This window comes from Kitasatospora sp. NPDC058162, assembly GCF_042884005.1.
GTDB lineage: Bacteria > Actinomycetota > Actinomycetes > Streptomycetales > Streptomycetaceae > Kitasatospora.
On sequence record NZ_JBHVUS010000018.1, the window covers coordinates 83947 to 107217 of the forward strand.

The 23271-nt window shown below is 72.0% G+C and carries 26 protein-coding genes; 16 read left to right on the plus strand and 10 right to left on the minus strand.

What is annotated here, in order from left to right; all coding sequences use genetic code 11:
• Positions 1-18: 18 nt before the first annotated feature.
• The 5 genes from ACFVXG_RS27775 to ACFVXG_RS27795 all read right to left on the minus strand — a co-directional run bounded on the left by ACFVXG_RS27775 (position 19) and on the right by ACFVXG_RS27795 (position 8927).
• A complete protein-coding gene (locus ACFVXG_RS27775; protein ID WP_387931166.1) occupies positions 19-2283 on the minus strand; it encodes a PP2C family protein-serine/threonine phosphatase in 2265 nt (754 codons plus the stop codon).
• Complete coding sequence (locus tag ACFVXG_RS27780; RefSeq protein WP_387931167.1) at positions 2280-6377, minus strand: HAMP domain-containing protein; 4098 nt, start codon at positions 6375-6377, stop codon at positions 2280-2282. Before ACFVXG_RS27780 ends, ACFVXG_RS27775 begins: the two co-directional genes overlap by 4 nt.
• Positions 6378-6567: 190 nt before the next feature.
• Entirely contained in the window at positions 6568-7494 is a 927-nt protein-coding gene (locus ACFVXG_RS27785; RefSeq protein ID WP_387931168.1) for a SigB/SigF/SigG family RNA polymerase sigma factor, read from the minus strand.
• Positions 7495-8023: 529 nt separating this feature from the next.
• Positions 8024-8437: an ATP-binding protein gene (locus ACFVXG_RS27790; protein ID WP_387931169.1), complete on the minus strand. Its 414-nt coding sequence runs from the start codon at positions 8435-8437 to the stop codon at positions 8024-8026.
• A 61-nt stretch (positions 8438-8498) separates the two neighbouring features.
• Positions 8499-8927 (minus strand): STAS domain-containing protein, encoded by a 429-nt coding sequence (locus ACFVXG_RS27795; RefSeq protein ID WP_387931170.1) that lies wholly within the window; start codon positions 8925-8927, stop codon positions 8499-8501.
• Positions 8928-9195: 268 nt separating this feature from the next.
• On the opposite strand from ACFVXG_RS27795, the gene ACFVXG_RS27800 reads away from it, so the two are divergent.
• The 9 genes from ACFVXG_RS27800 (at position 9196) to ACFVXG_RS27840 (ending at position 14253) form a co-directional block, all read left to right on the plus strand.
• Positions 9196-9369 (plus strand): CsbD family protein, encoded by a 174-nt coding sequence (locus tag ACFVXG_RS27800; protein WP_387931171.1) that lies wholly within the window; start codon positions 9196-9198, stop codon positions 9367-9369.
• A gap of 114 nt (positions 9370-9483) precedes the next feature.
• Positions 9484-9705, plus strand: coding sequence for a hypothetical protein (locus tag ACFVXG_RS27805; protein ID WP_387931172.1), 222 nt, complete (start codon positions 9484-9486; stop codon positions 9703-9705).
• Between the two features lie 263 nt (positions 9706-9968).
• Positions 9969-10418, plus strand: a complete 450-nt coding sequence (locus ACFVXG_RS27810) for a hypothetical protein (RefSeq protein ID WP_387931173.1) — start codon at positions 9969-9971, stop codon at positions 10416-10418.
• Positions 10415-10672 (plus strand): monovalent cation/H+ antiporter complex subunit F, encoded by a 258-nt coding sequence (locus ACFVXG_RS27815; RefSeq protein ID WP_387931174.1) that lies wholly within the window; start codon positions 10415-10417, stop codon positions 10670-10672. The genes ACFVXG_RS27810 and ACFVXG_RS27815 overlap by 4 nt, the downstream gene beginning before the upstream one ends.
• The gene (locus ACFVXG_RS27820) at positions 10672-10971 is read left to right on the plus strand and encodes a cation:proton antiporter (RefSeq protein ID WP_387931175.1); all 300 of its coding nucleotides are present in this window, start codon (positions 10672-10674) and stop codon (positions 10969-10971) included. Before ACFVXG_RS27815 ends, ACFVXG_RS27820 begins: the two co-directional genes overlap by 1 nt.
• Entirely contained in the window at positions 10968-11237 is a 270-nt protein-coding gene (locus ACFVXG_RS27825; RefSeq protein WP_387931176.1) for a Na(+)/H(+) antiporter subunit B, read from the plus strand. Before ACFVXG_RS27820 ends, ACFVXG_RS27825 begins: the two co-directional genes overlap by 4 nt.
• Positions 11234-11974 carry an MnhB domain-containing protein gene (locus tag ACFVXG_RS27830; protein WP_387931177.1) on the plus strand — a complete coding sequence of 247 codons (741 nt, stop codon included), beginning with the start codon at positions 11234-11236 and terminating at the stop codon, positions 11972-11974. Before ACFVXG_RS27825 ends, ACFVXG_RS27830 begins: the two co-directional genes overlap by 4 nt.
• Positions 11975-12038: 64 nt before the next feature.
• Positions 12039-12383, plus strand: a complete 345-nt coding sequence (locus ACFVXG_RS27835) for a sodium:proton antiporter (protein ID WP_387931178.1) — start codon at positions 12039-12041, stop codon at positions 12381-12383.
• A gap of 7 nt (positions 12384-12390) precedes the next feature.
• Entirely contained in the window at positions 12391-14253 is a 1863-nt protein-coding gene (locus ACFVXG_RS27840) for a complex I subunit 5 family protein (protein WP_387931179.1), read from the plus strand.
• A gap of 82 nt (positions 14254-14335) precedes the next feature.
• On the opposite strand, the gene ACFVXG_RS27845 is transcribed toward ACFVXG_RS27840, so the two are convergent.
• On the minus strand, positions 14336-14602 hold the full coding sequence (locus ACFVXG_RS27845) for a hypothetical protein (protein WP_387931180.1): 267 nt from the start codon (positions 14600-14602) through the stop codon (positions 14336-14338).
• Positions 14603-15211: 609 nt separating this feature from the next.
• Between ACFVXG_RS27845 and ACFVXG_RS27850 the strand changes: the two genes are divergently transcribed.
• Positions 15212-15463, plus strand: a complete 252-nt coding sequence (locus tag ACFVXG_RS27850; protein WP_387931181.1) for a hypothetical protein — start codon at positions 15212-15214, stop codon at positions 15461-15463.
• A gap of 571 nt (positions 15464-16034) precedes the next feature.
• Here the strand turns inward: ACFVXG_RS27850 and ACFVXG_RS27855 are convergent.
• A complete protein-coding gene (locus ACFVXG_RS27855; RefSeq protein WP_387931182.1) occupies positions 16035-16196 on the minus strand; it encodes a YqaE/Pmp3 family membrane protein in 162 nt (53 codons plus the stop codon).
• A 458-nt stretch (positions 16197-16654) separates the two neighbouring features.
• On the opposite strand from ACFVXG_RS27855, the gene ACFVXG_RS27860 reads away from it, so the two are divergent.
• A complete protein-coding gene (locus tag ACFVXG_RS27860; protein ID WP_387931183.1) occupies positions 16655-16978 on the plus strand; it encodes a plasmid stabilization protein in 324 nt (107 codons plus the stop codon).
• 99 nt (positions 16979-17077) lie between these two features.
• Positions 17078-17269: a hypothetical protein gene (locus tag ACFVXG_RS27865; RefSeq protein WP_387931184.1), complete on the plus strand. Its 192-nt coding sequence runs from the start codon at positions 17078-17080 to the stop codon at positions 17267-17269.
• A 192-nt stretch (positions 17270-17461) separates the two neighbouring features.
• Here the strand turns inward: ACFVXG_RS27865 and ACFVXG_RS27870 are convergent, their stop codons facing one another.
• Positions 17462-17779, minus strand: coding sequence for a hypothetical protein (locus ACFVXG_RS27870; protein WP_387931185.1), 318 nt, complete (start codon positions 17777-17779; stop codon positions 17462-17464).
• A complete protein-coding gene (locus ACFVXG_RS27875) occupies positions 17752-18450 on the minus strand; it encodes a hypothetical protein (RefSeq protein WP_387931186.1) in 699 nt (232 codons plus the stop codon). The genes ACFVXG_RS27870 and ACFVXG_RS27875 overlap by 28 nt, the downstream gene beginning before the upstream one ends.
• Positions 18451-18646: 196 nt before the next feature.
• Here ACFVXG_RS27875 and ACFVXG_RS27880 point away from each other — a divergent pair, with 196 nt between their 5' ends.
• Complete coding sequence (locus ACFVXG_RS27880; protein ID WP_387931187.1) at positions 18647-19594, plus strand: hypothetical protein; 948 nt, start codon at positions 18647-18649, stop codon at positions 19592-19594.
• Between the two features lie 86 nt (positions 19595-19680).
• Here the strand turns inward: ACFVXG_RS27880 and ACFVXG_RS27885 are convergent, their stop codons facing one another.
• Positions 19681-20427 (minus strand): DNA-methyltransferase, encoded by a 747-nt coding sequence (locus ACFVXG_RS27885; protein ID WP_387931188.1) that lies wholly within the window; start codon positions 20425-20427, stop codon positions 19681-19683.
• A 578-nt stretch (positions 20428-21005) separates the two neighbouring features.
• On the opposite strand from ACFVXG_RS27885, the gene ACFVXG_RS27890 reads away from it, so the two are divergent.
• From ACFVXG_RS27890 to ACFVXG_RS27900, 3 genes are all read left to right on the plus strand, one after another.
• Positions 21006-22187 carry a C40 family peptidase gene (locus ACFVXG_RS27890; RefSeq protein ID WP_387931189.1) on the plus strand — a complete coding sequence of 394 codons (1182 nt, stop codon included), beginning with the start codon at positions 21006-21008 and terminating at the stop codon, positions 22185-22187.
• 80 nt (positions 22188-22267) lie between these two features.
• Complete coding sequence (locus ACFVXG_RS27895; protein ID WP_063346628.1) at positions 22268-22576, plus strand: DUF6112 family protein; 309 nt, start codon at positions 22268-22270, stop codon at positions 22574-22576.
• Positions 22576-23271, plus strand: coding sequence for a hypothetical protein (locus ACFVXG_RS27900; protein ID WP_387931190.1), 696 nt, complete (start codon positions 22576-22578; stop codon positions 23269-23271). The genes ACFVXG_RS27895 and ACFVXG_RS27900 overlap by 1 nt, the downstream gene beginning before the upstream one ends.

Sequence of the window (23271 nt, forward strand, 5' to 3'; positions counted from 1 at the left end):
GGGAGTCCGCCGGCCCGGCTACTCGGCCTGGACGGCGATCAGGCAGGTGTCGTCCTCCGTGTCGGCCGGGCTGAGTTCCAGCAGCCGGTCCAGGTAGCGCTCCAGGTCGGGCCCCGGGGCCCCGGCGGCACGGACCAGCTGATCCACGGACTCCTCCACGGGGCGGTCCCGGCGCTCGACCAGGCCGTCGGTGTAGAGCAGCAGGACGTCACCCGGTGCCAGCCGCGCGGTCCGCTCCTCGTAGTGGGCTTCCTCCAGGGCTCCGAGCAGCACGCCCTGCGGCAGCGGGAGCACCTCGGCGCCGTCCGATCCGACCAGGACCGGCGGCAGGTGACCGGCCCGGGCCCAGCACATTTCGCCACCGGCCGGGTCCAGCACTACGCACACGGCCGTGGCGGTGACCTGGCCCGGCTCGCGCAGGGCCACCGTGTTCACCCACTCCAGCAGTCGGGCCGGGCCCGCACCGGTGACGGCGAGACCGCGCAGCGCGTGCCGTAGCGCAACCATGCCGGTGGCCGCGCCGACGCCGTGCCCGGCGACGTCCCCGACGGCCAGCAGCACCCGTTTGTCCGGCAGCAGCAGAACGTCGTACCAGTCGCCGCCGACGCGGTCGCGCTTGGCGGCCGGCCGGTAGCGCACGGCGGCGCGTAGCCCGCTCGTGCCCAGCGGCGGCGGGGCGGCAGGCAGGATGGCCTGCTGGAGCCGCAGCGCCAGTTGCTCGCGTTCGGCGGACTCCTGCTCGCTGTCGGCCAGGCGCTCCCGGGTGGCGCCGAGCGCGACCTCCGTCCAGTGCTGGGCGGACACGTCGTGGTAGGCGCCCCGGACGGCGGTCAGCCGGCCTTCGTCGTCCAGGACCGGCTCGACGACCAGCCGGGTGTACCGGTGGGTGCCGTCCGGCTGGGCCAGCCGGAAGACCGCAGCGGCGCTCCGGTGACGGCGGCGGACCAGGTCCAGCAGCCGCCGGACGGCCGGGGCGTCGTCGGGGTGGGTGCGCTCCGTGAGCCGGCCCAGTGGAAGGGGGTCGGCGTCCGCCGGCAGCCCGTACAGTTCGCGGAGCCCCTCGCTCCAGCGGATCCGGCCGTCGACGGTGCGCTCCTCGAACCCGGCCACCCGGGCGAGCCGCTGGGCCTGGTGCAGCAAGGCGTCCTGCTCGGCCGCTCCGGGCCGCCCTGCCTCCTGCTGCCACTCGACCAGCAGCTGCCCGGCGAGCGGGACGACGCCGAGGAGGACGGTGGCGGGGACGGCGAGGTCGTGGTCGTGGAAGACCAACGGCACGCTCTCGCCGCGCAACGGCGCACCGGTCTCGTGTACGTGCAGCAGCCGTTCGAAGAGGCCGGTGGCCGACGCGACCGGGTACGCCTCCAGCAGCGAGGCGCCCTCCAGCACCTGCCGCGGCCGGCCCAGCGGATCGCGGAAGCGGGCGTTGACGCGCAGCACCGTGAAGTCCGCCACCCGCCCGCCCCGGAGCACGGGCTCCAGCAGGAGGGCGGGGATGACCAGCCCTTCGAGGAGGTCGGCCGAGGCACCCGGGGGCACCGCAGAACCGACGTGGGGAAGCAGGGTCGCGCACAGGTCGGCGATCGCGCGGAGCTGACGACGCTGGGAGGCGCCGAGCGCGGGGCCCGGGGTGTGCCACAGGAGTTCCAGCGCGCCCCGTCGACGTCCGTGGTCGAGCAGTAGGAGGACCGCGCGCACCGACGCAGCACCCACCGACGGGCCCGTGGCGTCCGGGTCCCCCGGCCACAGGTCCATGCCGTCCGCGACCACCCGCTGCGCGGGGGTGGGTACTCCCGGAGGTACCCGGCTCCAGGCGTCGGCCTCAGCGGCGGGGAGTCCGGCGTACGCGGCCAAGGCCAGCGCGCCGCCGGGCAGCCGCTGCCAGACGGCGACCGCATGGACGTCGAGCGACTCCCCGGACTGTTCCAGAACGGTGTCGGCGGCGTGTTGCAGGTCAGGGGCGGCGGCAAGCGCGGACGGAGCGGGCAGCGGATCGGTTGCGGGCTCCACGGGGGCCTCGGGCCCGGCTTCGGGCAGTGCGGCGATGTCGGCCGCCAGGGAGACGATCGGCACGCCGGCCTCGCGGGCGAGCCGGGCCAGATGGGCGGCGGCTTCGGCGGGCAGGACACCGAGGCGTTCGGTGAGGATGCCGGTGGCGAGGTCGACGGCCGATCGGCCGCGGGCTTCGGCGCTCACCCGCTGCGCCGCGTTCTGGAGCCGTCGAACGGTCTCGGCCAGGGCCGCGGCTGTGGCCGTTGCTTCCGGAGACGGGCGTCGGACGGTCATGACACGTCCAGCCAGTGCTCGACGCGGCCGAGCAGGTGGGTGGTGTCGACGGGCTTGGTGATGTGGTCGTCGGCGCCGGCGGCGAGACTCTTGTCCCGATCACCGGGCATGGCCTTGGCGGTGACGACGATGACCGGCACGCGGGCGAAGCGCTCGTCGGCACGGATGGCGGCGATCGCGGCGTAACCGTCGAGACCGGGCATCATGACGTCCATCAGGACGAGACCGGTGTCGGGATGCTCTCGCAGCAGGTCGAGTCCGGCCTGTCCGTCGGCGGCGTGCAGGACGGCCAGGCCGCGTTGTTCCAGCGCTGCGGTGAGGGCGAAGACGTTGCGGACGTCGTCGTCGACGATCAGCACCTTGCGCCCCGCGAGCCGCTCGTCCGGGGGACGTACCGTCGGTGTGACGGCGCCGGGCAGGGCCGGGTGGCGGCCGCCGAGCAGCCGGATCACGCGGTCGCGCAGGCTGTCGAGACCCTGTGCGATCTCGATGCTTCCGACGGCCGTGCCGGACCTGCCGCCGTCCTCCTGGTAGCCGAGGACCGGGGCGCCGTCAGGGAGCGCGTCGAGCAGGGCGGGAGCGAGCTCGCCGGAGCGGGTCAGGTCGATGACGACGCAGCGGTAGGCGCGTTCCGCCAGAGCGGCCCGCAGCGCCGCCTCGGTGCCGACGGCGCTCACCCGCACGGCCGGGTCCGCCTCGCCGAGCACGGTCACGGCCGACCGGACGATCAGGGTGAGCAGGGCCGGCGGGTCCGGCTCGACCACCAGGACCCCCCACTCGTCCTCCGGCGACGCAGCGGTCGGATTCGGCCCGGTGAGCGGGAGGTACAGCGTGAACCTGCTGCCCTCGCCCACCATCGAGCGGACGGTGAGGGTGCCGCCGAGCAGTCGGGCGAGTTCCCGGCTGATCGACAGACCGAGGCCGGTGCCGCCGAAGCGTCGGCTGGTGGTGCCGTCGGCCTGCTGGAAGGCGCCGAAGATGGTGTCGAGGTGGGCAGGGGCGATGCCGATGCCGGTGTCCTCGATGTGGAAGGCCACCGCCGCGTCCGCGTACCCGAGTTCGACGGGGAGGCCGGCACCTTCGGCGCGCTCCACCCGCAGCTCCACCCGGCCGGTGTCGGTGAACTTGACCGCGTTGGAGAGCAGATTGCGCAGCACCTGGCGCAGCCGGGCCTGATCGGTCAGGAGCTCCTTCGGCACCGCGTCGGCGACGGTGGTCTCGAAGCCGAGCCCCTTCTGGTCGGCCAGCGGGCGGAAGGTGGACTCGACGTACGTCAGCAGTTCGCGCACGGGGAAGGGTTCGGGGGTCAGTTCCATCTTGCCGGCCTCGACCTTGGAGAGGTCGAGGATGTCGTTGATGAGCTGGAGCAGGTCGGTGCCGGCGGAGTGGATGACGCCCGCGTACTCGACCTGCTTGGGGGTGAGGTTGCCGCCGGCGTTCTGGGCGAGCAGGTGGGCGAGGATGAGCAGGCTGTTGAGCGGGGTTCGCAGTTCGTGGCTCATGTTGGCCAGGAACTCGGACTTGTACGTCGAGCTGAGACTCAACTGCCGGGCGCGTTCCTCCAGTTCCTGACGGCCCTGCTCGATCTCCAGGTTCTTGGCCTCGATGTCGCGGTTGCGCTGGGCGAGCAGCGCCGCCTTCTCCTCCAACTCGGCGTTGGAGCGGCGAAGTTCTTCCTGTCCGGCTTGCAACTCCTCCGATCTGGCCTGGAGTTCGGCGGTGAGCCGCTGGGACTCGGCGAGCAGTTCGTCGGTGCGGGCGTTGGCCAGCAGGGTACCGATGTTGACGCCGCAGGACTCGGTGAACTGCTCCAGGAAGTCGCGGTGGACCTGGGTGAACGGGTGGACGGAGGCGAACTCCAGGACACCGAGCAGCCATTCCTCCAGGGCGATCGGCAGGATCACGAGCGAGCGGGCGTCGGCGGATCCGGCCCCGGAGCCGATGGTGGCGTAGCCGGAGGGCAGGTCGTCGGTGGCGATGATCCGCCGGGTGCGGGCAGCCTGGCCGACCAGGGACTCCCCCATGCGCAGCCGCCGGGCCTCCCCGGCGGGGCGTCCGTAGGCGCTGATCAGGGCCAGCTCAGTACCGCTCGCGTGTTCCTCGGCGAGGAAGAAGGCGCCGTACTGGGCGCCGACCAGGGGCGTCAGCTCGTCGGTGATCATGTCTGCGACGGACTGGACGTCCCGACGGCCCTGGATCGCGGCGGAGAGGCGGGCCAGGTTGCTCTTGAGCCAGTCCTGTTGCTGGTTGGCCAGCGTGGTCTCGCGCAGGGACCCGACCATGGCGTTGATGTTGTCCTTGAGGTCGGCGACCTCGCCGGAGGCGTCCACGCTGATCGAACGGGTCAGGTCCCCGGCCGCGACGGCGCTGGTGACCTCGGCGATCGCCCGGACCTGCCGGGTGAGGTTGCCGGCCAGTTCGTTGACGTTCTCGGTGAGCCGCTTCCAGGTGCCCGACACCCCCTCGACCTCGGCCTGGCCGCCGAGCCGCCCTTCCGTACCGACCTCCCGCGCCACCCTGGTGACCTCGGCGGCGAACGAACTCAGCTGCTCCACCATGGTGTTGACGGTGGTCTTGAGCTCCAGGATCTCGCCACGCGCGTCCACGTCGATCTTGCGGGTGAGGTCGCCCTCGGCGACGGCGGTGGTCACCTGGGCGATGTTGCGCACCTGGCTGGTCAGGTTGTGCGCCATGAAGTTCACGTTGTCGGTGAGGTCCTTCCACGTCCCGGCGACATTGGGCACCCGGGCCTGGCCGCCCAGGATTCCCTCGGTGCCGACCTCGCGGGCGACTCGGGTCACCTCGCCGGCGAACACCGACAGGGTGTCCACCATGGTGTTGATCGCGGCCGCCAGGGCCGCGACCTCGCCCTTGGCCTCCACGGTGATCTTCCGGGAGAGGTCGCCGCGTGCGACGGCGGTCGCCACCTCGGACATCGAGCGGACCTGGCCGGTGAGGTTGGAGGCCATCACGTTGACGTTGTCGGTGAGGTCCTTCCATGTGCCCGAGACGCCCCGGACGGTGGCCTGCCCGCCCAGGTTCCCGGCCGTGCCGACCTCCCGGGCCACCCTGGTCACCTCGTCCGCGAACGCCGACAGCTGGTCCACCATCGTGTTGATGGTCTCCTTCAGCTCCAGGATCTCCCCGCGGGCGTCCACCCGGATCTTCTGGGTGAGGTCGCCCTCGGCGACGGCCGTGGTCACCTCCGCGATCGCCCGGACCTGGGCGGTGAGGTTGTCCGCCATCACGTTGACGGACTCGGTGAGCGCGCGCCAGGTCCCGGAGACGTCCCGGACGTCCGCCTGCCCGCCGAGGCGGCCCTCCGTGCCGACCTCCCGGGCCACCCTGGTCACCTCGCCGGCGAACGCCGACAGCTGGTCCACCATCGTGTTGATGGTGGTCTTGAGCTCCAGGATCTCGCCGCGCGCGTCCACGTCGATCTTGCGGGTGAGGTCGCCCTCGGCGACGGCGGTCGCGACCTGGGCGATGTTGCGCACCTGAGCTGTGAGGTTGCCAGCCATGAAGTTCACCGAGTCGGTCAGGTCACGCCACGTTCCGGCGACGCCCTCGACCCGGGCCTGCCCGCCGAGACGGCCCTCCGTGCCGACCTCCCGGGCCACCCTGGTCACCTCGCCGGCGAACGCCGACAGCTGGTCGACCATCGTGTTGACGGTGTTCTTCAGCTCCAGGATCTCCCCGCGCGCGTCCACCTCGATCTTCTGGGTGAGGTCGCCCCGGGCCACTGCCGTGGTCACCTGGGCGATGTTGCGCACCTGCCAGGTCAGGTTGCCCGCCATCGCGTTCACCGAGTCGGTCAGCTCCTGCCAGGTGCCTGACGCCCCCGGCACCTGGGCCTGGCCACCGAGGCGGCCGTCGGTGCCGACCTCGCGCGCCACCCGCGTCACCTCGGAGGTCACCCGGGCGAGCTGGTCGGCCATGCCGTTGAAGACCTCGGTGATCTCCCCGAGCACACCCGGCCGCCCCGGCGTCAGCCGGGTGCGGAAGTCGCCGTCGCGGACGGCCGTCAGCCCCGCGAGCAACTGTCGCAGCGCCTGCTCCGGCGGCTGCGCAGCGGGTATCGGCCGCTCGTCCATCCGTCCCACCGCCTGGATCCGCGAACGCGCCCGAGGACAGCGTCGGTGCCCTCAGGCCCGGACGGCGGATGCCGCCCTGCTCCTACTGTGCCACCGGACGTCGAAAGGCGACACGCAGGTCAGGTGTCCGTCGACGGCTCGGCGGCGGCAGCCCGAAACCGCACGCTCGAACTGCGTTCCGCTCGAGGCTTCACTGCGGCTGCCTCGACTCGTCGGGTTCGTCGTCCTGCCAGCCGGGCGCGTCCTCGTTCTCCAGTTGCTCGCGCAGCCGGGTCAGGGTGCCGTCGAGCAGCCGGGAGACGTGCATCTGGGAGACGCCGATCCGGTCGGCGATCTGGGACTGGGTCCAGCCGTCCCAGAAGCGGAGCTTGAGCATGGTCTGTTCGCGTTCTGGCAGCTCGGCGAGCAGCGGGCGGACGGCGGTGCGGAAGTCTGCGAGTTCGATGCCCGGGTCGCAACTGCCGAGGCGGTCGAGCATCGCGCTGCCGGTCTCGTCGGTGTCCTGGTTGCGCAGCGCGTCCAGGGAGTCGGGGTGGTAGACCCGCCCGGCCACCAGTCCCTCGGTCGCCTCCTCGACCGTCAGGTGCAGGTCCTCAGCGATCTCCTCCGGATGCGGGAGGCGCCCGAGTTCCTGCTCCAGCCGGTCGGAGCCGCGCGCGACGGTCAGGTACAGCTCCTGCATGCCGCGCGGGACGTGCACGGGCCAGGAGGTGTCGCGGAAGAAGCGCTTGATCTCGCCGGCGATGGTGGGGATCGCATAGGTGACGAACTCGGCGCCGCGGCCGGGATCGTAGCCGTCGACGGCCTTGATCAGGCCGACCGTGCCGACCTGGAGGATGTCGTCCATGTCCTCGGGACGGTGACGGAAGCGGGCAGCGATGAACCGCACCAGCGGCATGTTGAGTTCGATGATGGTGCCCCGGACGTAGCTGTATGCGCCGCTTTCCCGGGCCAGTGCGGCCAGGCGCCGGAACAGCGCGTCGCTGAGTTCGCGGGCCTCGGCCTTCCCCATCACGCGCAGCTCGGCCTCGGTGGGCCGGGGCGGCAGATCGGGGACAGGACACGGGGCCTCCGCGGGCTCCTGACGGGCGTGAACGGGCTTCAGGGAGGTGGACACTGGGTTCTCCTGGGAATCGGGTGAGCGCCCGGTGACGCCGACGGGCCTTGGACCCGCCCGGCGGGGCTTCTTTCCCCCAGGACCTGTGCCCGGCTTCTTCAAGCGAGGTCCCGGTGACACCTGGATCGGTGTCGGCGAACGGCCGGTCGTCCTCGGCCATTGCGTCACTGTCCTACCCGATATACGACTTCCAATTCATGTTTCGGATGGTTTATTGCTGTTTGCCCGGGTAGACACCTGGCGTTGAGCCGGCAGGCCTTTCGGAGACGAACCAGCGCGAGCCGGCGCACGCGCTCGGTCGCCGAGCGTGTCCACTGCTCCTGATGAGGGCGTAGCCATGACGATTCCGACACCGCCGGATCCGGACACCGAACCGATCCCGCACCCGGCCCCGATACCCCGGCCGGGCGAGGACCCCGACCCGCCGTCGCCGCCCATCCCGCCGTTCCCCCGACCGGAGCCTTATCCGGATCCCGATCCGGCACCGCCTCCGGCACCGCACCCCGGCCAGTAGGGCCGACCGACGCCGTCAGAGCAGGCGGCAGACGTGGTGGTCGAGCGGGGAGGGCACCTCCAGCCAGACCTGCTTTCCACCGTCCTCGGGCTTGCACCCCCAGGCCCCGGCCAGTCGGTCGACGACCCGCAGCCCGTGACCGCCCGGCCGCCCCGGTTCGGCGGCGGGGCGCAGCCGCGGGGGCAACGGACTGCCGTCCGTGACCTCCACCCGCAGCCGGGCGCCGTCCCAGTGCAGCCGCAGTTCGCGAGGGCCTCCGGGAGCGTGCAGGCAGGCGTTGGTCACCAGCTCCGAGACCATCAGCAGGACGTCCTCGGTGACGGCGAGCTGCTCGTCGTCGGCGGCGGGCAGCCACCGCCAGGACAGCAACGCGTCCCTGCTGAACTCACGGCTGCGCTGCACCGCGCCGTCGGTTCCGGTGAACACCATCCGCCTGGTGTGCTCACGGCTCGGAAACGGGCTCTGTCCGGGGCGGTCCATCACGCCCCCTTCACACCGGATCGGTCGGAGGGACGACGCCGGGCCCCTTCAGCGGGCCCGGCATCCTGAGCGCCGACCCGATGTCCGGGTGGATCCGCAGCACGCTGTCGGCTCCCGTGACGGCGAACAGCCGCGCCACCGCCGGCCGAAGGCCCGCGAGTTCCAGGCGCTGCCCGGCCTTCTCCCCCTCGATGCGGGCACGCAACAGGAGATTGAGCCCGGTCGAATCACAGAACCGCAGGTCCACCAGGTCGACCACGACCCGGTCGATGCCGTCGTCCACCGGGCGGGCGAGCACGGCACGCAGTTCGCCCGCCGTGTCGTGGTCCAGTTCCCCCGCCACGCTGACGACCAGGACCGCCCCCCGGCGGTCCACCGTCACCCGCAGCTCGCCCCCGTCTCCCTCGGCCGCGGTGGAATCCTCGGCTGGCCGTGGCATGGCACGCTCCCTGACCGGTCGGGACGGCGATGCACCGTCCCGCCCATCATGCCGCGCTCCACGGCCGGCCGCGCGAACGACCGGAGCCCGCGGGGTCGTGCCAGGTGAGACCCGACGTGCCACCCACTCGTCGTCCATGCCTCGCGTTTGCCCGGCCCTCGCACGGCTACACGTGTGCGGAAGGGGGTGCCCGGTGTGAAACCTGTCCGCACGGGCAGACGCAGCGCAGGGCGCGAACCGCCCACTCGTTATGGAAGGAGCACCCGCGATGGGCACCGAGAACAAGCTCCGCAACGCGGCGGAGAAGGCCCACGGCAAGGCCAAGGAAGCCGTCGGAAAGGCCACCGGCGACCGGGTCATCGAGGCCGAGGGCCGCGGCAAGCAGATCAAGAGCGACCTCAAACAGGCCGTCGAGAAGGTCAAGGACGCGGGGAAGGACTGACCTCGCCACCCGGCGGCCGCCCCGCGCGGCCGCCGGCCCGGACCTGGGTGAGGGGGCACCACGAAGGCGTCTTCCGACCCCGGCCACTTGCTCCCGTCCCCGGAGGTGACCACGATGAGCGACCCGCGAAAGCCCGTACCGAAGGACCCCCCGGTACCGGTCGAAACCCCGGAGTCCCGGATGACCGGCGAGGGCGGACCACCACCCGACGCCGAGGAGGAGAAGGGGCCGCAGGACGGCCCGGAGTACGACGTCACGGAGACGGCAGACCGGCTGGAGCCGCCGGACGCAACACGGCCGGCCCACGAGCCGGAGCCGCACGAACCACCCGACTGAAACCGACCTGGCCGATCATCGGGGATCATTGACGTGCGGCCGGTATTCGGCACGGCATCGCAGCGGGCACCGGCGTAACGGATGCGACCCGGCCGGGCCGATCATCAGAAATCTCGGTTCCGTCGTCCGGCGAACGGGTGGTCCGGTACGGCGATCGCGCATCCAGCGGCGTTGCGCGCGGCACGCGTCCGCCGACCGGGCGGTAGACCTGGGGCGCCCACCACGGCGGCGGGCGCCCCAGGGCCTCTGTCGAAGGTGATGCGATGCGGAAGGCGATCGAACTCCTGCTCTGGTGGGGTCTGTTGCTGCTGCTCAACACCGTACTGATCAGCTCGGTGACACCACTGGAAGTGGCGGTCGGCGGCGGCATCGCGCTCCTCGGCGCCGCGGGCGCCGTCGCGCTCCAGCACGCCTCGGGGGCGAAACCGGGCGGCCCGGCCCACCTGGCGCAGGCCCTCTGGGCCTTCCCGTGGACCCTCCTGGCGGACACCGGGCGGCTGGTGCTCGCGGTGTTGTCCCCCGCGCAGCGGCGGGGCGGGTTCCGCAGGGTCCGGCTGGCGCCCGGAACAGGGCCGGCCTGGGCCGGCGCGCTGCTCTCGGCGACGCCCGGGGCTTTCGTCGTCGCCGTCGAGGGCGACACCCTCACCGTCCACGCTCTCGGCGGTGACGAAGTCTCCCTGCTGGAAAGGGCGTTGACGGGGGAGGCCCGGTGAACGCGTGGCTGCTGACGGCGGCCGTCCTCGCGATCGGCGGCCTCGGCCCCTGCCTGCTCCTCGGGTTGCACGGCGAAGTGCAGCGGCGCCTCGCCGGGTTGAACCTCGCAGCGACGATCACGGCCGTCGTCCTGCTACTGCTCGCTCAGGGGTTCGGCCGCACCTCCTACACCGACCTCGCCCTCGACCTGGCAGTGCTCGCACCGGCCGGGACCCTGGTGTTCACCCGCTTCCTGGCAGGACGTGAGCACTGATGGACCGCCACACCGTAGCCTTGGTCCTGCTCTGCGCGGGCACGGCCGCCCTGTTGCTGTCCGCTGTCGGACTCGCCGTCCTCCCGGGGCCCTACCTGCGCCTGCACGCCCTCTCCCCCGGGGCCACCCTCGGCGCGCCGCTGGTCGCCCTTGCCCTCGCCGTGGACACCGGGCCCGGCCGGGCAGCAGTCAAGCTGCTCGTCATCGGCCTGCTCCTGGCGGCCGGCGGCACCGTCACCACGATGGCCGTGGGCCACGCCACCGCCCGTGCCGAGACCACGCAGGAGGGTGACCGGTGAACAACACCCTGATCGTGACCGCCCTGCTGCTCACCGCCGTCACCGCGACCGCCGCCGCGATCACCCGTGACCCGGTTCGACAGGCCGCCGTCCTCGCCCTGCTCGGGCTGAGCCTCGCGCTGTTGTTCACCGTGCTCCAGGCACCCGACGTCGCCCTCTCCCAGCTCGGCGTCGGCAGCGCGATCACCCCGCTGCTGATCCTGCTCACCGTCCGCCGGGTGCGCCGCCAGGAGCAGGCCGACGAACACCCGGACCGCACCGAGTGAGCCGCGCCGCCCGGCTCCGGCTCTTCCTGACCGCCGCAGCGGTCCTCGCCGGCGCCCTGATCGCCGCCGCGACCGAGCTGCCCGCCTTCGGCGGCTCCGAACACCCCTACGGCGACCGGGCGGTGGCTGCCGGCCTGGCCCAGCGGACGGCCAACATCATCTCCTCCGTCAACTTCGACCAGCGGGCCTTCGACACTCTCGGCGAGGAGTCCATCCTGCTGGGCTCGGTACTCGGCGCGGGCCTGCTGCTGCGCCTCGCCCGGGACGAACGCAAACGCCGCGCCGACGCCGAACCCGTGCTGCCCAGCACCCGGCTGTTCGGCGCCACCCTCCTGCCGGTCACCCTGCTGACCGGCGGCTACCTCGTCGCCCACGGCGCGTTGAGCCCCGGCGGCGGCTTCCAGGGCGGCGTCGCCCTGGCCACCGCACTGCACTTGGCGTACGTCGCGGCCGACTATCTGGTGCTCAAACGGATCCGCCCGCTCGCGGCACTGGACGTCGCGGACGCCCTGGCCGCCGGGGCCTTCGCCGCGCTCGGCCTGATCGGCCTCGCCCAGGGCGCCGGCTACCTCGCCAACACCCTGCCGCTCGGCACCTTCAACCAGCTCTCCTCCAGCGGGCTGGTCGCGGTGGTCAACACCGCCGTCGGGGTGGAGGTCGGCTCCGGCGTGATCGTGCTGCTGGCGCACTTCCTGGACCAGGCGGTCGAGGTCGTCCCCCGGAGGAGAGGCCGATGAGCGAGCGAACGATGAAGAGGGGCACAGTGCGCGAAGCGACCACCCGACGAAGCATGGTGGGCGCATGAACGTCCTGCCGTACCTGGTGGCCGGCTGGATCCTGCTGGCCGGACTGTACGGGCTGGTCACCAGCCGCAACCTGGTGCAGGCGGTCGGCTGCCTGGCCGTCGCCCAGTCCTCCACCTACGTGCTGCTGCTCGCCGTCGGCTACCGTCGCGGCGCAACCGCGCCCGTCTTCTCCGACCTGCCGACCGACGCCCCGGTGGTCGACCCGGTGGTTCAGGCCCTCGCGCTGACCGACGTCGTCGTCGGTGCCACGGTCACCGCCCTGCTGCTGTCCCTGGTGATCCAACTGCGCAAGCGGCACGGCACGGTGGACCCGGAGGAACTGACCGGGCTGCGGGGGTGAGCCCGAGGTGCACACCGCCGATCCACTGAACACCGTCGACCTGCTGCCGCTGGCCGTCGCGATCCCGCTGCTCGGCGCGGCCGTGTTGGCCGTCGTCGGCCGGTGGCTGCCGCGCCCGGGACGGGACGTGCTCGCCACCCTCTGGGCCGCCGCCGACGTGGTGTGCCTGGCCCTGCTGTGGATCCGGACCGCGCCCGACGGCCGCGCGGTGTCCTGGCTCGGCGGCTGGAGCCCGCACGGCGGCCACAGCGTGGGCATCGTGCTGGTCGCCGACCGTCTCGGCAGCGGACTCGCCCTGCTCGCGGCCGTGCTCGTCCTCGCGGTGGTCTGCTACGCCTGGCGGTACTTCGACGAGCCCTCCGGTGAGCACGGCGGAACGTTCCCTGCCCTCCTCCTGCTCTTCGAGGCCGGGATGTGCGGCTTCGCCCTCACCGGCGACCTCTTCGACGCGTTCGTCTTCTTCGAGCTGATGGGCGCCGTCGCCTACGCCCTGACCGGCTACCGGATCGAGGACCCGCGCCCGCTGCACGGCGCGCTGGCCTTCGGACTGGTCAACTCGGCCGCCGCGTACCTCTCCCTGCTCGGCATCGGCCTGCTCTACGCCCGCACCGGGGAGCTCGGCCTGGCACAGATCGGTGCCGCGCTGGACGAACGCGCCGCGGCCGGGCACTCCCGGGACGCCCTGACCGTCGTCGCGTTCGTGCTGGTCCTGGCCGGCCCGCTGGTGAAGGCCGCCACCGCCCCGTTCCACTTCTGGCTGCCGGACGCCCACGCAGTGGCACCGAGCCCGGTGTGCATGCTGCTGTCCGGGGTGATGGTCGAGCTCGGCGTCTACGGCGTCGCGCGGATCCACCAGGTGGTGTTCGCCGGCCCGGGTGGACTCCCGGACGCCGTCGTGCGGGACACGCTGCTGGCCGCGGGCGTCCTCACCGCGCTGGTCGGCGCCGTGATGTGCTGGCAGCAGCGCCACTTGAAGCGGATGCTCGCCTTCTCCACCGTCGGACACATCGGCCTCTTCCTGATCGGCGCCGCGCTGCTCGACCCGGCCGGTGTGGCGGGCTCGGCGGTGTACGTGGCCGGCCACGCGGGAGCCAAGGCCGCGCTGTTCGGCCTCACCGGCGTCGTGCTCGACCGGTACGGTTCGGTGGACGAGCACGGACTGCACGGCCGGGCCCGCGAACTCCGCTTCACCGGGCTGCTGTTCATGCTCGGCGGACTGGCCCTCGCCGGGCTGCCGCCGTTCGGCACCGGACTCGGCAAAGCCGTCGCCGAGGAGGCCGCCGGACGCTGGGGCGGCTGGCTGCCCGTGGTGTTCGTGCTGGTCTCCGCGCTCACCGGCGGCGCTGTCCTGCGCGCCGGACTGCGGATCTTCGGTGGGTTCGGTCCGCCGCCCGCCGAACACCCCGAGGCGGCCGCCACCACCGGCGAGGGCGAGGAGCCCGAGATCCGCGAACCAGGCCGACGCCTGCCCCCGCCCATGCTGGCGGTCCCCGCGCTGCTGCTGGCCGGCTGCCTGGCAGTCGGCGTCCTGCCCGGCGTCGGACAGGCGCTCGCGGCGGGTGCCGTCGCGTTCACCGACCGGTCCGGCTACCTCGCCGACGCACTCGGGCAACCGGTGGCCCACGCCACGGTCGTGCCCGACGCCTGGTGGACCGCCCCCGGAATCGGACTGGACCTGCTCTCCGCGCTGCTGGCTGTCGGCCTCGGCGCCGCAGCCGTCCGGCGCGACCCGCGGCGCGGCGCCGGCGGGCTCTACCGGGCGGCCGTCCTGCCGCTGCGCCGACTCCACTCCGGGCTGCTCGGCGACTACGTGGCCTGGCTCGCCGTCGGGCTGGCCGTCCTGCTGGTCACCCTCGTGGCTCAGCTGTGACCCGGCCCGTACCCGCCCGCCCCGCTCTGCCGTCCGGGAGCCTGCCGAACAGCGCGTGGCAGTGCACCACCGCGCGCCGCCGTCAGAGCGTGCGCAGGGCCCGCTCGCACTCCTGGCACCGCCGGTCGGCAAGCGCGGGCGGGTACCAGGACTCGCCGGGGCGAGCCGGCCGGTAGTGCGTGTGCTCCATCGGGACGGTCTCCAGCCCGCACAGCGTGTACGGCTGCGGGTCCTCCGGAACATCGGGATCAACCCCTGCGGCGTGGACCGCGATCACGGCGGGTTCGACGCCCTCCGCACCGATGGCCCCGTCGGGCTCCAGCTCGAAGAGCACGATGATCGATCCCATGCACTGAGCCTCGAACATCCCTTTCGGATCCACATCCGGGGGTGGGCCGTTCGAGGCGAACGTCCGTTGGCCGTCCTCCACACCCCGGTCCACCGGCGAGCCGAACGCAAGTCGCGGGCACACGTGCCCCCTCCGCCGACACCGACCCTGCCCAGCATGCACATCGCCGTCCAGGTCAACACCGCGTGAGGCGATGAGACTGCGGCGCGCGGCGAGCCGGGACCGTGTCGGCGTCGAGGCGGTCGACCTCGATCCTGCGGGCACCAGCGTCAACGTGTCCGCGGGCAGGTCCCCCGGCGTCCGTCTGCCAGCTGAAGACCCAGGCATCCGTACAACTCCCCTACTGCCGAGAAGCGTTGACCAGTACCGCGAAGGCGGACCGGTTGACCCGGCTCGGTTCCAGGCGGCCGCGCTCGTCGGCACCGTGGCACCGCGGGCCGCCGACGCGTGGGGCGTCGGTGAGCACCCGTCAGGAAGGCGACGCGGGAACCGGCGTCGAGCGGATCGCGCCAACTGAGGGCTGCTGGCATGCTCGGCTGATCGCACCTCGTGCACGAAGGGAGTCCGCTGATGCTTGTGCCGTCCGGGCCGGTTGTAGTGAGGGGCTGGGTGATCGGGTCCGTCGGCGAGGCGGGTGGCCCGCTGCGGTTGCTCGTGGTGCTCGGCGACGGACGGCGGCTGGTGACCGGGGTACTGTCCGAACAGGAGCAGGCAGAACTCGGGTCCCAGGTCGCCGGGCGGCTGCGGGAGCCCCACCCGCGCCGGTCGATGGTGTGCTGGTTGCACCCGGCGCTCCCCATCTCCGTCGAGTTGGAGGCAGGACGGGTGAGCCGAATCGCCCTGCCCGCCGCGGACGGCTGAGAGGCCTGCCGCTCACGGCGTGGCTGCGGTGGTTCCGAAGCCCCGAGATGCCGGGTCCGAGCTGGAAACGACGATCACGCCCTTGCCGGCGACGCGCCGTCTCCCGGTCTGATGATCGGCATGGAGCCTGACCCGGCCGTGGCGGTGAGCCCGAGCCGCCGCGGGACCAACGCGGGCGCATCGGACGGCGGGCTCGACGCCGTCGGACTCATTCACCCGCCCGCCGTCCTCTCTCTGGGCAGCGGCACCGGCAATCCGCCGGTCGGCCGCTCCGCCTGGCGGCGAGCGGTGGCGAATCGTCGTAGGTTGCGGGCATGACCAGTGATGAGACAGCCATTCCGGCCGTGGGGGTCCGCCCACTGGACGAGGTGTTCGACGCGATCGAGACCGCTAATCGACGCCCGCAACCGTGGACCGGGTTCGATCACGGGGTCCTGGGCGCCTACCGGTGGGCCGCCGGAGCCCAAGTAGCGGCGCCGGTCACCGCCGCAGCCGCGATCAGGGCTGCCGGACCGTGCCGGGCCCAACTGCTGGCCGAGTTGGTGGCCAGGGTCCGAAGCTGCTGCCGAGGTCAATCCTGAACGACCTGGTAGATGCCGTAGATGACACCGGGCACGTGGCCGCAGAGTTGGAGCAGGAAAGCCCACAGCACTTTCATGCTCGGGCCGTCCTTGATGAGCACCGCCAGCCACGGCAGAACCAGGCACAGCAGCACGAGCAGAACCTTCGCCATGATCTTTCCTCGATTCCCGGTCGCCGCCCCGCCATCATGGAGATGACAGGTCGATCAGCCGGCGGGTCCGGCGTCGACCGGGCGCGCCGACCGCCTGTGCGGACTGGCACCGGTAGCGGCTGCCCGCCCTGCGCAGCGGCAAACTACGGCGGCAGGAGGCCGTGCCGTGAGCTGTGTTCCTGACGCCAATGGCGATGCCATCGTCCCGGGCCAGGTAGGCGTCGTCGTCCGTGGAGTGCTGTAGCTGCTGTTGATCGGCATCGCGGCGTTCGTAGTCGGCCTGAGTCGCCTCGCGTTCGACACCTCCCCCAAGCAACCTGGGCCGGTCGGCCCGACTGCCAGCCCGGCTGGACCGGGGTCATCCGAAGAGGGAGCCGTCTGCCGCATCCAAGAGGCAGGCGAACGAGTCGCGTCCCAGCTTCGGGGTAGACGATGCCGCACACCACGGAGGAGGAACCATGCCTGCGGGTTCGAGCAAGAAGCGTGAACGACAGTACGAGCACATCAAGGACAGCGCGTTGGAGCGCGGGGAGAGCCAGAAGCGAGCCAAGGAGATCGCGGCCCGGACCGTGAACAAGGAACGGGCCCGGCACGGCGAGTCAAAGACTGCCAGCCGCTCCTCCACCCACGACATCTCCTCCTCCCGGCGCGGCGGACAGCGATCGCACTCCGGCTCCCAGGGACCGACGAAGGAGCAGTTGTACAACGAGGCCAAGCAACGCCACATCCACGGGCGTTCGAAGATGAACAAGAAGGAACTGGCCACAGCCCTGGGCCACTGACCGGCCCGCGGCTCCAGCACGGTGCAATCAGCCGCCACCCTCGGGGGTACGCGCTGGTACACGAATCCGCAGTCCGTCATGACGGGAAGGACAGATGCAATGAGAACGAACGACACTGGCACCCGCGACGAGAACGACGCGGCCCAGCATCACGACGCCACGGTACGGGAACGGTCCGCAGCGGAGCGCACCATCACGGCGCCCACGCCGAAGGACGTCCGGGCCAAAGCCGACGACGTCAAGCAGGACGAGGGCGGCGAGGGAGCCGAGTCGACGCCTCGCCGACCATGAATCCGTTGCGCTATATGCCCAGTGCCGCGCTGAGCTCCGACAGGTGCCGCTCGATCGCTGGCATCGCTCGCGGTGCCAGTACTGCGACAGCCGTCGCGGTGGCGACACCGGTCCAGGCGACCGGGCCGAGCGGGGCGCAACCGAAGAACTGGCTGACCAGGGTGTCTCGATCAGGGCGATCAGCACGGCGGCCTAGCCGAGGGCGGTCAGCAGCACCAGCGGACTGTGGCTTCGCCCGGTCACGGTCTGAACCAGCTGAGCGCCGACCACGCCGCACAGGGCCATCGTGCTGGTCCACCGCGCGGAGCCCGGGGTGGCCGTGCCGATCAGCCATGCGGTGGCCGCGCCGAGCGCGGTGACGATGCCCCGGTGCCTGATCTGCCGGGTCAGCGGATCGCCGATCGCCGCGAGGCCCACGGGGGCGCTGTCGGCCAGGGCGGGCTCGCCGTCCGGGCGCTCGTCGGCGCTCTTGTCCCGGGGCGTCACCGAGACCGCCATCGCCGGGGACATGTCGGTGAGCAGGTTGACCAGCAGGATCTGGCGGGTGGACAGCGGCGAGGAACCGGACAGCAGCGGGCGCCGGTGAGCATGACCGGCCGCACGCCCGCCGCGCGCAGCTCAGCGACCAGCGGCGCGGAGCTGCGGCGCGGGGTGTCGGCCAGGGCGACGAAGCCGAGCAGTTCCAGGTTCGCCAATGGTCGACCGAGGGCATCGTCGGGCTCGTCGCGGGTCCTCAGCCGATCGCAGGCGACGGCCAGCACGCGCAGGCCCTCGGCGGCCAGAGTCTGCGCGGTGGTGTCGCCGTCGTGGTCGCGGCAGCCCGGCAGAACGACCTCCGGCGCACCCTTCACCATCAGGAATCGCCCGCCGTCCTCGTCCGTGCCCACGGCGGCGGCGTATCCCCGGCTGGCCTCGAAGGGCTGCACCTCCGCGACGGTCCACGGTGACCCCGGTGGAATCGCGGTGAGGATCGCCTCGTCGGTTGAGTGGGCGTGGATGCCTGCCACCTCGTCGTGGGTTCGGCAGGTCAGTGCGGCGGCGTGGAGCAGCGCTGCTGCTTCGGTGGCGTCGGCCGGGTGTGCGGCGCCGTCCGAGGTGGCGACCCGGACCACGGGGAGCCGGTTCTCGGTCAGCGTGCCGGTCTTCCAGCTGTCCACCCCAACTGCCTCGCCCGAGGCCATCACGGCAGCCTGCGCTGACCGTAGGTTTCCTACCTGCCCCCGGCCCCCTTCCCGTGGCCTGCCGATCGGTGCCGGGAACGGCGACCGGCCGGTCAACTCGTCAGCAGCATTTGAGCAAATCGAGAAGTCACGATAGGGAATACCGCCCTCCCCCTGTGGATTGGTGTCTGGGTACGGTCGTGCGAAGGGGGCGTGGGTGGCCGATCTGAAGGTGTTCCGGCGGGGTGCCGATGGCCGGGATGTCGAGCTGCGGGGTTCGATGGTGGCGCGGGAGCGGGAACTGCAGCGGCGGGTCGAGGGGGCGCTGGAGCCGATGCTGGGGGTGCGGTTCCTGGCGTCGGAGTACGCGACGGGGCCGTGGCACCAGGGTCGGATCGACACGCTGGGGCTGGACGAGAACGGCGTGCCGGTGGTCATCGAGTTCAAGCGCGGGCGCGATGCCGGGGTGATCACCCAGGCCGGATCGTACCTGGTGTGGCTGCTGGCGCACCGGCACGAGTTCGAGGCCCTGGTGCGCAGACAACTGGGCGCCGACGTAGCGGAGATGGTCGACTGGCGGCGGCCTCGGGTCATCTGCGTAGCAGGCGAGTTCTCGCGCCATGACCGGGCTGCTGCTTCGCTCTACCAGCGGGATCACCGCGTGGACCTGGTGCGCTACCGGGTGTTCGGTCCGGACCTGCTGACGCTGCAGCTGGTCGAGACCGTTCCGGGCTTCTCCGATTCTGGTGCCTCGCCGGTGCCGGCTGCTCCGGCCGGCGAGGCGAGCAACGAGCCGGAGGCGGGCGCGGTGTCGGCGGGGGTCGCCCAGGTGGAGGTGCCGGGGTGCCTGCGGGAGCTGTACGGCGAGTTGGACGAGGTGCTGACCGCGGCGGGCGAGCTGGAGGTGGTGGTGCTCAAGCACTACATCGCCTACCGGCGGATGCTGAACGTGGCATCGGTGATCTTCCGGCCCTCCGTCTCGCACCGCGCGCTCCTGGTGTACCTGCGGCTGGACCCGGACACGGTGGAGCTGGAGGAGGGCTTCACCCGCGACGTACGGGGCATCGGGCACCTGGGGACGGGTGACCTGGAGGTGCGGATCGTCTCTTCCGCGGACGTGGAGAAGGCCCTGCCGTTGATCCGGCGGGTGGTCGAGGCGTCCTGAGGGACGCCGGAAGGGCGGCTGGAGTCTGGTGCTCCGGCCGCCCTTTTCGCGTCTTCGGCCGCTCGCCCCGGTGGCGGTTCTCATGCTCACGCCTCCGGTCCCGCGAGGACGAAGTCGTCCTGGGCCAGCTCGGCGCTCAGCCGCTGTTCGGCGACGTCGGCGTAGTGCGGACTGAGCTCGGCGCCGACGAAGCGTCGGCCTTCGCGCAAGGCCGCGACTCCAGTGGAGCCGCTGCCGGTGAAGGGGTCGAGGACGGTTCCACCCTCGGGGCAGATCTGGACGAGCTGCTGCATGATCTCCAGCGGCTTCTGGGTGATGTGGACCCGGTCCTTTCGGGGCTGGGAGGCGGTGAAGTGGCCGGGCAGGTAGAGGTCCCGGCTGTTGTCGAGGGTGCCCTTGACGCCCCAGATGATGAACTCCGCGCTCTGCTTGAAGCCGCCCTTGCGAGGCCGGCTGGCGGGCTTGATCCACGGGATGGTGCCCTGCCAGGTCCAGCCCGCCATCTGCAGCGCGTCGCTCGTGGTGGGCTCCTGCCGCCAGTCGGAGAAGACCATCGCGACCGCGTGCTCGGTGCTCGCCCGGTACGCCTCGGTGAGCAGTTCGGTGAGCCACGAGCGGTACGAGCGCTGGTCGCGGTTCTCGCCGGGGAAGGTCTTCAGGTCGTGGGCGGAGCCGGTCTGCACGTACTTGGCGCGGGCGTCGCGGCTGGTGCGCTCGGAGCTGGTCCGGCCGCCCGAGTTGTACGGCGGGTCGGTGATGACGGCGTTGATGGACTCGTCCGGGAGGGTCTTCAGCACGGTGAGGGCGTCGCCTCGGTGCAGCTGGTAGCTCATGGGGTGTTCCTTCGGGGCATGGTGCTTGGGCCTGCTCTGGGCGGCGCCCGGCGGCGGCCGCCGGGAGCGGGGATGCCGGGGAAGGTAGCCGCGATCGGCGGCCGTACCTAATGAGCGGCGGCGGGGTTCCGGGCCCGGCTGGGGGTTGTTTGGTGCGGCCGACTTTCGCGTCTACTGTCTCGCCATGCCGACCGGGCAGCAGGCCAAACGGCCCTGGCCCGGCGCGTGTTGGTTCGTGCTGCCCCGTGCAGGCGCGATCACGTGCGGGCAGCGTCCCCTTCCCCCTGTCTCCTGAGGAGCGCCGTCGTGTTCCGGCTGAGATTACGAGCGCGGCTGGCTGCCGCGCGTGACCCGAGACCGGCGTCCTGGAGCTACCAACTCCCGTGACCCGGTCCCGCTCTGAGCAAGGGCGGTTTCACCACCGGCGCGGTGCCGGCGACTTCTTCGCACGAGAGGCCGGCACCGCGTTCTCCTACGAATCCCCGAGGAGCCGCTGCGATGCAGCATGCCCTGGCACACCCGTGCCCTCATCCTCTTGCGCCACCTGGTCGGCCGCTGTCCGGTGACCGGGGGCGGTCGTGAAGAAGTCGGTCGGCGCGCTCGTCGGCGTCGTCGCCTGCGGTCCGCTGGTGCTGGCCCTGCCCGTGGCGATCGTCGGCGCGGGCAGCGCCTCGGCCGCCGCGTCCAGTTCCTGTCCGTCCGGGGGAAGTCCACAGGGTGTGGATTCCTCGGCGGTGGCGGCGCAGGTCGAGGCGATCCTCAAGGGCTCCAGTCCGCTGTCGGCTCCGGCCGTGGCAGGGCTGAGCAAGCCGTCCGAGCAGATCCCCAACGCCCGGACGATCCAGGCCACCGGTGTCGCGATGCACATCCCCGTGCGCGGGCAGGTCGTCGCTCTGGCAACGGCGCTGCAGGAGAGCGAACTTCGCAACGTCAACGGCGGCGACCGGGACTCGCTGGGGCTGTTCCAGCAGCGGCCGTCGCAGGGCTGGGGCACGGCGGAGCAGATCATGCAGCCGGTGTACGCCTCGACGAAGTTCTACGAGGCACTGCAGAAGGTCAGCGGCTGGGAGTCGATGACCGTCACCCAGGCCGCCCAAGCGGTGCAGCGCTCCGGCTTCCCCGACGCCTACGCCAAGTGGCAGCCCCTGGCGGAGGCGCTCCAGAAGGCCCTCGCCCCGCTGCTCGCCCCCGCTCCCGGCGCCTCACCCACGGCGAACCCGACGCCGGCACCGACGCCAACGGCCGGCACGAGCGCCAGTCCGACAGCGGGTGGCGGCTGCGGATCGCCCACGGTGGGCGGCGACGGCAGCGACTTCGGCACCATCCCCGCGGGCTCACTGCCCAACGGCTACACGATCCCGGCCGATGCGCCGCAGCCGGTGCAGACCGCGATCCGCTGGGCGCTCGGCCAGTTGGGCACCGCCTACCAGTGGGGCGGCACGTGCGCGTCCTCGCACGGCGCGGACCCGATGGGCAGGTGTGACTGCTCCTCGCTGATGCAGATGGCCTACCGCTCGGCTGGTGTCTCGCTGGAGCGGACCACGTACGACCAGGTCAAGCAGGGCACTGCCGTCTCGGCGGACGCGCTCAAGCCGGGCGACCTGCTGTTCACCCGCGGCAGCGCCGCCGTGCCGGAGCACGTGGGCATGTTCATCGGCAGCGGGCTGATCGTGCACGCGCCGAAGACCGGTGACGTGGTCAAGATCTCGACCCTCGCCTCGTGGCGGCCGGAGATCCTCGCCGCCCGCCGAGTCGCCTGACCGGCTTCTCCTCCCTCTCCTCTTCTCCCCCCTTTTCTTTGGGCTGCCTTCGCGCGCCCTGAACCGCTTTGGAGCTTCCCTTGTATCTCGCGGACGCAGTCGTACAGCTCGCCTACGACCCCGGCATCACCCCCAACGAGGGTGGCCTGCCCGGACTTTCGGTCCTCAAGCAGGTGATGGGCAGCCTGAACTTGTTCGGCATCATCGCGGTCGTCGGAGCCCTGGCCGTCAGCGCCGGGGTGTGGGCCTGGGGCCACCACTCCGGCGGCCACCAGGCCGAGGCCAACGGCAAGAAGGGCGTCCTCGTCAGCGCCGGCGCCGCCCTGCTGCTGGGCGCCGCGAACGGCGTCGTCTCGTTCTTCTCGACGCTCGGAAGCCAGGTCAAGTAATGCAGAAACGTTCATTCATCCCGGGACTTCGCCCAGGTGGCTCCGGCGGCGCGCTGGTGCGCCGCCGGGCGCTGCTGGGCTCGCTCGTCCTGGCGATGCTCGTCGCCGCTGCCGGCGTGCTGGCCTACGTCACCCGGGACGGGCGCGAGGCCGCCAACCCGCCTGCTGCGGCTTCGGGTTCGGCCGCGCCCTCCGCACCGGCGAGTTCGCCGTCGCCGGGCGGGCATGCGAAGTCGCTGCCGGGTCCGCCCTCGACGCACGATCCGATCGCGTTCGCGAAGGCGGCGGCGGTGGCGCTGTGGTCGTACGACACCCGCTCCTCCTCGCAGCCGGAGCTGGTGGCCTCCCTCCACCGGTGGCTGACCGGCGAAGGGCAGTACCTCGACGCCGACTCGGTCGACCGTCTGGTGCCCTCCCCGGTGCTGTGGGGACGGATGGCCGACTCCGGACAGTTCGCCACCGCGACCGCGGACGAGGCGCACTTCCCGGACAGGTTCACCAAGGCGCTGCAGGCCGATCCGGGAGCGATCACACAGGCGTACGTCTACGCCGTGACCGTCTCCGGGAAGCAGTCGATCGCCTGGAACGGCGCCCCGGCCGGTGGCGCCGAGGACCGTTCGGCCACCCTCGCCGTCCAGTGCCGTCCTGACCGCCCGTGTGCCCTGGCCGGTGTGCTGCCGGCCGTGGCGCCCTGA

Excerpts from the sequence above, each read along its gene's own strand:
- ACFVXG_RS27775 (WP_387931166.1), bottom strand. The coding sequence starts at position 2,283 with ATGACCGTCCGACGCCCGTCTCCGGAAGCAACGGCCACAGCCGCGGCC.
- ACFVXG_RS27780 (WP_387931167.1), bottom strand. The coding sequence starts at position 6,377 with ATGGACGAGCGGCCGATACCCGCTGCGCAGCCGCCGGAGCAGGCGCTG.
- ACFVXG_RS27790 (WP_387931169.1), bottom strand. The coding sequence starts at position 8,437 with ATGGTGTTCACCGGAACCGACGGCGCGGTGCAGCGCAGCCGTGAGTTC.
- ACFVXG_RS27795 (WP_387931170.1), bottom strand. The coding sequence starts at position 8,927 with ATGCCACGGCCAGCCGAGGATTCCACCGCGGCCGAGGGAGACGGGGGC.
- ACFVXG_RS27800 (WP_387931171.1), top strand. The coding sequence starts at position 9,196 with ATGGGCACCGAGAACAAGCTCCGCAACGCGGCGGAGAAGGCCCACGGC.
- ACFVXG_RS27805 (WP_387931172.1), top strand. The coding sequence starts at position 9,484 with ATGAGCGACCCGCGAAAGCCCGTACCGAAGGACCCCCCGGTACCGGTC.
- ACFVXG_RS27810 (WP_387931173.1), top strand. The coding sequence starts at position 9,969 with ATGCGGAAGGCGATCGAACTCCTGCTCTGGTGGGGTCTGTTGCTGCTG.
- ACFVXG_RS27820 (WP_387931175.1), top strand. The coding sequence starts at position 10,672 with ATGGACCGCCACACCGTAGCCTTGGTCCTGCTCTGCGCGGGCACGGCC.
- ACFVXG_RS27835 (WP_387931178.1), top strand. The coding sequence starts at position 12,039 with ATGAACGTCCTGCCGTACCTGGTGGCCGGCTGGATCCTGCTGGCCGGA.
- ACFVXG_RS27845 (WP_387931180.1), bottom strand. The coding sequence starts at position 14,602 with ATGGGATCGATCATCGTGCTCTTCGAGCTGGAGCCCGACGGGGCCATC.
- ACFVXG_RS27855 (WP_387931182.1), bottom strand. The coding sequence starts at position 16,196 with ATGGCGAAGGTTCTGCTCGTGCTGCTGTGCCTGGTTCTGCCGTGGCTG.
- ACFVXG_RS27860 (WP_387931183.1), top strand. The coding sequence starts at position 16,655 with ATGCCTGCGGGTTCGAGCAAGAAGCGTGAACGACAGTACGAGCACATC.
- ACFVXG_RS27865 (WP_387931184.1), top strand. The coding sequence starts at position 17,078 with ATGAGAACGAACGACACTGGCACCCGCGACGAGAACGACGCGGCCCAG.
- ACFVXG_RS27870 (WP_387931185.1), bottom strand. The coding sequence starts at position 17,779 with ATGTCCCCGGCGATGGCGGTCTCGGTGACGCCCCGGGACAAGAGCGCC.
- ACFVXG_RS27875 (WP_387931186.1), bottom strand. The coding sequence starts at position 18,450 with ATGGCCTCGGGCGAGGCAGTTGGGGTGGACAGCTGGAAGACCGGCACG.
- ACFVXG_RS27885 (WP_387931188.1), bottom strand. The coding sequence starts at position 20,427 with ATGAGCTACCAGCTGCACCGAGGCGACGCCCTCACCGTGCTGAAGACC.
- ACFVXG_RS27900 (WP_387931190.1), top strand. The coding sequence starts at position 22,576 with ATGCAGAAACGTTCATTCATCCCGGGACTTCGCCCAGGTGGCTCCGGC.